Below are 7,913 nucleotides of genomic sequence, written 5' to 3'. Positions count from 1 at the left end.
CAGCGGCTAGAAGAAGGAGCAGAACGACGATGGCGACCTACGCAATCGTGAAGACGGGCGGCAAGCAGTACAAGGTCGCCGTCGGGGACGTCGTCAAGGTCGAGAAGCTCGAATCCGAGCCCGGCTCGAACGTGTCGCTGCCGGTTGCCCTGGTGGTGGACGGCGCCAAGGTGACCACCGACGCGGCCGCGCTGGCCAAGGTCGCAGTGACCGGCGAGGTGCTCGAGCACACCAAGGGTCCCAAGATCCGCATCCACAAGTTCAGGAACAAGACCGGCTACCACAAGCGTCAGGGACACCGTCAGCAGCTGACGGTCCTGAAGGTCACCGGGATCAAGTAGCGAAGGCGGCAGAGATGGCACACAAGAAGGGCGCTTCCAGCTCGCGCAACGGTCGCGATTCCGCCGCGCAGCGGCTGGGCGTGAAGCGATTCGGCGGCCAGGTCGTCAAGGCGGGCGAGATCATCGTCCGGCAGCGCGGCACCAAGTTCCACCCGGGCGTGGGCGTCGGGCGTGGCGGGGACGACACGTTGTTCGCCAAGGAGGCCGGCGCCGTCGAGTTCGGCATCAAGCGCGGCCGCAAGACCGTCAACATCGTGGCCGCCGGGCAAGCCACCGACTGAGGTGTGTTTCCGGGCCCAGCCCGGTGATTTCGGCGCCCGGTGGTAGGTGAGAGGACCCACGATGCCTCGGTTCGTCGACCGCGTCGTCATCCATGCGCGTGCCGGTGCCGGCGGTAACGGATGCGCCTCCGTCCATCGCGAGAAGTTCAAGCCGCTCGGAGGCCCCGACGGCGGTAACGGCGGGCGCGGCGGCAGCATCGTGTTCGTCGTCGATCCGCAGGTGCACACCCTGCTCGACTTCCATTTCCACCCCCACGTCACCGCCCCGTCGGGCAAGCAGGGCATGGGCAACAATCGCGACGGCGCCGCCGGCGCCGACCTGGAAGTCAAAGTGCCCGACGGCACCGTCGTCCTCGACGAAAACGGTCGGCTGCTCGCCGACCTGGTCGGCGCGGGCACCCGGTTCGAAGCGGCCGCGGGTGGACGCGGCGGGCTGGGCAACGCCGCACTCGCCTCGCGGGCCCGCAAGGCTCCCGGCTTTGCGCTGCTGGGCGAGCAGGGCCAGACCCGCGACCTGACGCTGGAACTCAAGACCGTGGCCGACGCCGGCCTGATCGGTTTTCCCTCGGCCGGCAAATCTTCGCTGGTGTCCACGATCTCGGCCGCCAAGCCCAAGATCGCCGACTATCCGTTCACCACGCTGGTGCCCAACCTCGGGGTGGTATCGGCGGGCGAACACACCTTCACCGTTGCCGACGTGCCCGGCCTGATCCCGGGTGCATCGCAGGGCCGCGGCCTGGGCCTGGATTTCCTCCGCCACATCGAGCGATGCGCCGTGCTGGTGCACGTCGTCGACTGCGCCACCGCGGATCCCGGCCGTGACCCCATCTCCGACATCGATGCGCTGGAGGCCGAACTCGCCGCGTATACGCCCACCCTGCAAGGGGATGCGGCACTGGGTGATCTGACCGAGCGGCCCCGCGCCGTAGTGCTCAACAAGATCGACGTCCCCGAGGCGCGCGAGCTTGCCGAGTTTGTCCGTGACGAGATCGCCCAGCGCGGCTGGCCGGTGTTCCTGGTGTCGACCGTGGCACGAGAAGGCCTGCAGCCGTTGATATTCGGGCTGTGGCAGATCATCTCGGACTACCAGGCGGCCCAGCCCGAGATCGTGCCGCGGCGCCCGGTGATCCGGCCGGTACCCGTCGACGACAGCGGCTTCAGTGTGCAGCCGGATCCCCAGCAGCCCGGCGCCTTCGTGGTCAGCGGCGCACGCCCCGAACGCTGGATCCGCCAGACCAACTTCGACAACGACGAGGCCGTGGGATATCTGGCCGACCGGTTGGCGCGCCTGGGCGTCGAAGAGGAGTTGCTGCGGCTGGGCGCGCGGCCGGGCTGCGCAGTGACCATCGGGGACATGACGTTCGATTGGGAGCCGCAAACGCCTGCGGGACAACAGGTTGCGCTATCCGGTCGCGGAACCGACACGAGGCTGGAGCGCACCGAGCGCGTCGGCGCCGCCGAACGCAAGGCCGCCCGGCGCCAGCGACGCGCCGGCGACGATGCAGAGCGCAGCGATGCTGAGGAGCGGCGCAGAACCAGAGTACGCGGTGAGGAGCAGTGACCGCGCACCGCGACGTCATCCGCACTGCGCGCAGCCTGGTGGTCAAGGTGGGCACAAACGCGCTGACCACACCGGCCGGGGTGTTCGACGCGGGCCGGCTGGCCGGGCTCGCCGACGCGATCGAGGCCCGGATGAAGGCGGGGACCGACGTCGTCATCGTCTCGTCGGGAGCCATCGCCGCCGGCATCGAGCCGCTCGGATTATCCCGTCGGCCAAGGGATTTGGCGACGAAACAGGCCGCGGCCAGCGTCGGTCAGGTCGCGCTGGTGAATTCGTGGAGCGCCGCGTTCGCCCGCTATGGCCGCACGGTCGGCCAGGTGCTGCTGAGCGCGCACGACATCTCGATGCGGGCCCAGCACACCAACGCCCAGCGCACGCTGGATCGGCTGCGCGCCCTGCATGCGGTGGCGATCGTCAACGAGAACGACACGGTGGCCACCAACGAGATCCGGTTCGGTGACAACGACCGGCTTTCGGCGCTGGTGGCTCACCTGGTCGGCGCCGAGGCGCTGGTGTTGCTGTCCGACATCGACGGACTCTACGACGCGGATCCCCGAAAGACCGAAGGCGCCAGGTTCATCGCGGAAGTGTCCAGCTCCGCGGATCTGATCGGTGTAATCGCCGGCCCCGGAAGCGATTTGGGCACCGGCGGCATGACCTCCAAGATGTCGTCGGCGCTGCTGGCCGCCGATGCCGGTGTGCCGGTGTTGCTGGCAGCCGCCGCCGACGCCGCGACCGCGCTCACCGACGCTTCGGTCGGCACGGTGTTCGCGGCACGCCCGGTGCGGATGTCGGCCCGGCGGTTCTGGGTGCGTTACGCCGCCGAGGCTGCCGGTGCCCTGACCCTGGACGAGGGTGCGGTGCGCGCGGTGGTGCGCCAGCGTCGCTCGCTGCTGCCCGCCGGGATCACCGCGGTCTCGGGCCGCTTTTACGCCGGCGACGTGGTCGAGTTGCGCGACCCGGACGGGGTGATGGTGGCCCGCGGTGTGGTCGCCTACGACGCGACCGAACTGGTCACCACGATGGGCCGCTCGACCTCCGAGCTGCCCGACGAGTTGCGCAGGCCCGCGGTGCACGCCGACGATTTGGTGGCGGTGTAGGAGGTCCCCGGCGACGCCGCCTCGGGACCATGACGACCTTCCGGAACGAACTAGCGCATGTGCTAGCGCAATTGCGGCGGTCGGGTCAGTGCTCCGAGATGGGCTTGAGATACAGTGCGCCCCAGACGATCTCGGCCAGGGTGGCGGCCAGTTCGGCGTCGTAGTCGCCGGGCTTGGTCGGGAGGTTCTGCTGGCAGGCCCGTTCGACCATCCACGTCAGCGCGCTGGCCGTGGTGAGCGCGGCCAGTTCCGGGCGGATCGAGCCGTCCGCCTGGCCGTCTTCGATGACGTGGGTGAGCTGCTCGGAGATGCCGGTCAGCAGTTCGCGATACGTGTCCGCCGTCAGCGGGTCGTAGGCGGCCATCTCGTTGAGCGCGACCAGCACCGCCTGGTGGCGCCGGTAGGTGGCGATGATGCGGCTCATCGCGGTCCGCACGTCCTCGGGGTCACGGCGCCCGGCCACGCTCCACCAACTCCGCGCGCCGTCGGTCAGATCGCCGAATACCTGGCCCGCAAGCCGGCGCAGCAGATGCCCCTTGTCCTCGAAGTAGATGTAGAAGCTGGCCCGGGAGATGCCGGCCTCACCGGAGAGCCGATCCACGCTGAGTTCGGTGAAGCTCGCGCCGTCGCGCATCAGCCGTTCGGTGGCGTCCAGCAGCCGGCGCTCCATCCGCTCGCGCCGCTGCTCGCGGCCCAGGCTGCGGTTGCCCTGCGGCTTGCGGGTGAGCGACGGCATGCGCCGAGCATAACCGAGTACTCGACATATTGACTAGACAGAGTGTCTAGGCATATCGTCGCAGGGAGCCTGTGACCGGTGTCATACGAGACGGAGGATCACCACCATGGCCGTGCTGACGGGTAAGTCCGGGACCGACAAGTCCGGCCGTGCCTACGACGAGATCGATCTGTCCTCGCGCGCCTTCTGGTCCACCACCGCGGCCGATCGGGAGCGCTCCTTCGCCGTGCTGCGGGCCGAGCGGCCGGTGAGCTGGCATCCACCGGTCGAGGATTCGCTGATGCCCGATCCGGCCGACCCCGGCTTCTGGGCGGTCACCCGGCGCTCCGACATCGTCGCGGTGAGCCGCAACAACGACGTCTTCCTGTCCGGCCACGGGGTGATGTTCGAGAGCATCCCGGTGGAGCTGCTCGAGGCGTCGCAGTCGTTCCTGGCGATGGACCCGCCGCGACACACCAAGCTGCGCAAGCTCGCTCATGCCGCGCTGAGCCCCCGCCAGGTCCGCCGCATCGAAGACTCGATCAAGGCCAACGCCAAGACCATCGTCGAAGAGCTCCGATCCGCAGGCAGCGGCGCGGATTTCGTCGACCACTGCGCCAAGGAACTGCCCATCCGCACCCTGTCGGACATGATGGCGATTCCGGAATCCGAACGTGAGCGCATGGCGCACGCCACCGATGCCCTGGTCTCCTGGGCGGACCCGCAGTTCCTCGGCGGACGCCCGGCGCTGGAGGTCCTGTTGGAAAACCAAATGTATCTGCACCAAGTCGTCGGCACGTTGGCCACCGAACGTCGCGAACACCCGGGTGACGACCTGATCAGCAGCCTGGTCACCGCCGAAGTCGACGGCGACCGGCTCGAAGACGCGGAGGTGGCGGCGTTCTTCGTCCTGCTGTCGGTGGCGGGCAACGACACCACCCGTCAGACCATCAGTCATACCCTGCGGGCGCTCACCGATTTTCCCCGCGAAAAGGCATGGCTGCTCGAGGATTTCGACAACCGAATCGGCACGGCCATCGAGGAGTTCATCCGGTGGGCGACGCCGGTGATGACCTTCCGCCGCACCGCCGCAACGGATATCGAGCTGGGCGGTCAGGCCATCCGGGCGGGGGAGAAGGTGGTCATGTTCTACCCGTCCGGCAACTGGGACACCGAGGCGTTCGACCACCCGGAGCGCTTGAACCTGAGCCGCGACCCCAACCCCCACGTCGGCTTCGGCGGTGGCGGGCTGCACTTCTGCCTCGGTGCCCACGTCGCGCGCGCGCAGCTGCGCGCCATCTTCGGCGAGCTGTTCCGTCAACTGCCCGACATCGCGGCGGGCGAGCCTTCCTACCTGGCGGGCAACTTCGTGCACGCCATCCGCAGCATGCCGTGCACCTTCTAATGCGTTGCCAGGGGCGCTAACTCGTCGGCGAGCAGGGCCAGCAACTCCGAGCAGCCGCCATCGACCTTGACGGTGGCCAGATCGTCGCCGCGGGTACCGCCACGGTTGACGATGGCCACCGGGATGCCCAGCGCGGCGGCGTGACGCACAAAGCGGTAGCCGGAGAACACGGTCAGCGACGAGCCGGCGACCAGCAGCGCATCCGCCGCCTCGACCAACCGATACGCTTGGGCCACAACGTCTTTGGGGACGCTTTCGCCGAAGTAGACGATGTCGGGCTTGAGCATGCCGCCGCAGCGCTCGCAATCCAGATACCGGAACGACGCGGTGTCCGCGACGACGGCGTCGGCGTCGGGCGCCACCGCCAGCCCACCGATGGCCTCGGCGCGCTCGATGAAGCCGGGGTTGAGCTCTTCCAGCCGGTCGGCCAGCGCGGCGCGGGCCATGGTGGAGCCGCAGCTCAGGCAGATCACCCGCGCGTAGGTGCCGTGCAGGTTGATGACGTTTCGGCTGCCCGCCTTGGAGTGCAGCAGGTCGACGTTCTGGGTGATCACGCCGGTGACCACCGACGCGGCCTCGAGCGCGGCCAGCGCCCGGTGGCCCGCGTTGGGCAGCGTGTCGTCCATGTGGCGCCATCCGACGTGGTTGCGCGCCCAATATCGCTGCCGAAACGCCGGATCGCTGGTGAACTGGCGGATGGTCATCGGGTTGCTCGGCGGCGAATCGGGCCCGCGGTAATCGGGGATGCCCGAATCGGTGGACAGGCCCGCGCCCGTCAGCACCGCGATCCGGCGCCCTGCCAACAGCGTGACCAGTTCCGGGGATTCTGCGCAGCCGACGGTCACCACACCCAGAGTACGAGGCTCAGCCCAGGCAGTCCGCGGCCGTCGTGAGCTCGGCGGACATGTTCTGCTCCATCATCTTCAGGGCGGCCTCACACAGTTCGTTGTCGATCCCGGCGACGGCGTCGGTGGGGATAACGACGGGGAAATGGCGCACGTAGGCGTCCAGCGCGGTGTAGAGAATGCACTGCTCGGTGACCTGGCCGGTCAGGATCACCCGCTTGGTCTCCAGCCGGTTGAGCAAGTAGTCCAGGGGTGACGCGTAGAAAGCGCTGTGCCGCACCTTGGTCATCACGCGGCACTCGTCGGCCGGCAGGATCGGCTTCACCAGATCGGGCCTGGCCCCGTCGCATGCGGACCGGACGATATCGGAGAACTGGGCGGTGAAATCGCCGTAGTTGTCGTTGATGTACACCAAGTCGACGTCGTCGGTTTCACGGGCCCGGCGGACCAAATCGGTCAAAGGCTCGATGATCTTCTCGACATTGGGTATTAAATTTTCAGCGTCGGGATGCTGATACGTGTTCAACATGTCGACTACCAGGACAGCAGTGTCGCTCATGTCGTCGGGGATACCCGGCCGCGGCGAGTTGACACGCCAGCGACGACAATGGAAGGGCGATGGACTTTTACAACGCTTACAGCCAGGGGTTCGTCCGCGTCGCCGCATGCACCCACCACACCGCCATCGGTGACCCGGCCGCCAACGCCGAGACGGTCCTGCGGATGGCGCAGGAGTGCCACGACGACGCCGTCGCGCTGGCCGTGTTCCCGGAGCTGACCCTGTCCGGCTATTCCATCGAAGACATCCTGCTGCAAGACCTGCTGCTCGACGACGTCGAGACGGCCATCGAGGAGATCGTCGCGGCGTCGGCCGAGCTGCTGCCGGTGTTGGTCGTCGGTGCCCCGCTGCGTCATCGGCACCGGATCTACAACGCCGCGGTGGTGATCCATCGCGGCGCGGTGCTGGGGGTGGCCCCGAAGTCGTACCTGCCCACCTATCGGGAGTTCTACGAGCGCCGCCAGATCGCACCCGGCGATGACGAGCGTGGCACCATCCGGCTGGCCGGCGTCGAGGCGCCGTTCGGTCCCGACCTGCTCTTCACGGCTTCCGACGTGCCCGGCTTCGTGCTGCACGTGGAGATTTGCGAGGACATGTTCGTGCCGATTCCGCCGAGCGCCGAGGCCGCGCTGGCGGGTGCGACGGTGCTGGCCAACCTGTCCGGCAGCCCGATCACGATCGGGCGCGCCGAGGACCGCTGCCTGCTGGCCCGGTCGGCCTCGTCGCGTTGCCTGGCCGCCTACGTGTATTCGGCTGCCGGAGAAGGCGAATCGACGACGGATCTGGCCTGGGACGGCCAAACCATGGTGTTCGAAAACGGCGTGATGCTGGCCTCCTCCGAGCGCTTTCCCAAGGGGGAGCGGCGCAGCATCGCCGACGTCGACGTCGAACTGCTCCGCTCGGAGCGGCTGCGGATGGGCACCTTCGATGACAACCGGCGCCACCACCGGACGACCACGGATGCCTATCGGCACATCGAATTTCGGTTGGACCCACCCGGCGGGGACATCGGCCTGCGCCGCGAAATCGAGCGCTTCCCCTTCGTCCCCGCCGATCCGCAACGGCTGGAACAGGATTGCTTCGAGGGCTACAACATCCAGGTCGCC

Annotated in this window: 9 protein-coding genes; 6 read left to right on the top strand and 3 right to left on the bottom strand. The window is 68.2% G+C overall.

Features of this window, described 5'->3' with window-relative positions:
• Positions 1 to 29 precede the first annotated feature (29 nt).
• The 4 genes from rplU to proB all read left to right on the top strand — a co-directional run bounded on the left by rplU (position 30) and on the right by proB (position 3,283).
• Entirely contained in the window at positions 30 to 341 is a 312-nt protein-coding gene (rplU, locus tag A9W96_RS04700) for a 50S ribosomal protein L21 (protein ID WP_007769829.1), read from the top strand.
• 14 nt (positions 342 to 355) lie between these two features.
• The gene (gene rpmA, locus A9W96_RS04695) at positions 356 to 622 is read left to right on the top strand and encodes a 50S ribosomal protein L27 (protein WP_008255217.1); all 267 of its coding nucleotides are present in this window, start codon (positions 356 to 358) and stop codon (positions 620 to 622) included.
• A gap of 61 nt (positions 623 to 683) precedes the next feature.
• Positions 684 to 2,183 carry a GTPase ObgE gene (gene obgE / locus A9W96_RS04690; protein WP_067138184.1) on the top strand — a complete coding sequence of 500 codons (1,500 nt, stop codon included), beginning with the start codon at positions 684 to 686 and terminating at the stop codon, positions 2,181 to 2,183.
• Positions 2,180 to 3,283: a glutamate 5-kinase gene (gene proB / locus A9W96_RS04685; RefSeq protein WP_067138183.1), complete on the top strand. Its 1,104-nt coding sequence runs from the start codon at positions 2,180 to 2,182 to the stop codon at positions 3,281 to 3,283. The genes obgE and proB overlap by 4 nt, the downstream gene beginning before the upstream one ends.
• A gap of 85 nt (positions 3,284 to 3,368) precedes the next feature.
• On the opposite strand, the gene A9W96_RS04680 is transcribed toward proB, so the two are convergent.
• Positions 3,369 to 4,019: a TetR/AcrR family transcriptional regulator gene (locus tag A9W96_RS04680; protein WP_066867067.1), complete on the bottom strand. Its 651-nt coding sequence runs from the start codon at positions 4,017 to 4,019 to the stop codon at positions 3,369 to 3,371.
• Positions 4,020 to 4,125: 106 nt separating this feature from the next.
• On the opposite strand from A9W96_RS04680, the gene A9W96_RS04675 reads away from it, so the two are divergent.
• Complete coding sequence (locus A9W96_RS04675; protein ID WP_067138181.1) at positions 4,126 to 5,403, top strand: cytochrome P450; 1,278 nt, start codon at positions 4,126 to 4,128, stop codon at positions 5,401 to 5,403.
• Here the strand turns inward: A9W96_RS04675 and A9W96_RS04670 are convergent.
• Together A9W96_RS04670 and A9W96_RS04665 are read right to left on the bottom strand one after the other, a co-directional pair.
• A complete protein-coding gene (locus A9W96_RS04670; RefSeq protein WP_067138186.1) occupies positions 5,400 to 6,248 on the bottom strand; it encodes an NAD-dependent protein deacetylase in 849 nt (282 codons plus the stop codon). The two genes, A9W96_RS04675 and A9W96_RS04670, sit on opposite strands and share 4 nt — an antisense overlap.
• A gap of 19 nt (positions 6,249 to 6,267) precedes the next feature.
• Positions 6,268 to 6,807 carry a cysteine hydrolase family protein gene (locus A9W96_RS04665; protein WP_066867070.1) on the bottom strand — a complete coding sequence of 180 codons (540 nt, stop codon included), beginning with the start codon at positions 6,805 to 6,807 and terminating at the stop codon, positions 6,268 to 6,270.
• A gap of 59 nt (positions 6,808 to 6,866) precedes the next feature.
• Between A9W96_RS04665 and A9W96_RS04660 the strand changes: the two genes are divergently transcribed.
• The coding region (locus A9W96_RS04660) for an NAD(+) synthase (RefSeq protein ID WP_082972045.1) at positions 6,867 to 7,913 on the top strand (1,047 nt) is incomplete at its 3' end.

It is taken from the genome of Mycobacterium sp. 1245852.3 (assembly GCF_001669335.1).
GTDB classification, from domain to species: domain Bacteria; phylum Actinomycetota; class Actinomycetes; order Mycobacteriales; family Mycobacteriaceae; genus Mycobacterium; species Mycobacterium europaeum_A.
Note: the sequence above shows the minus strand (reverse complement) of the source record. Positions and strands in the feature narration are given on the sequence as shown.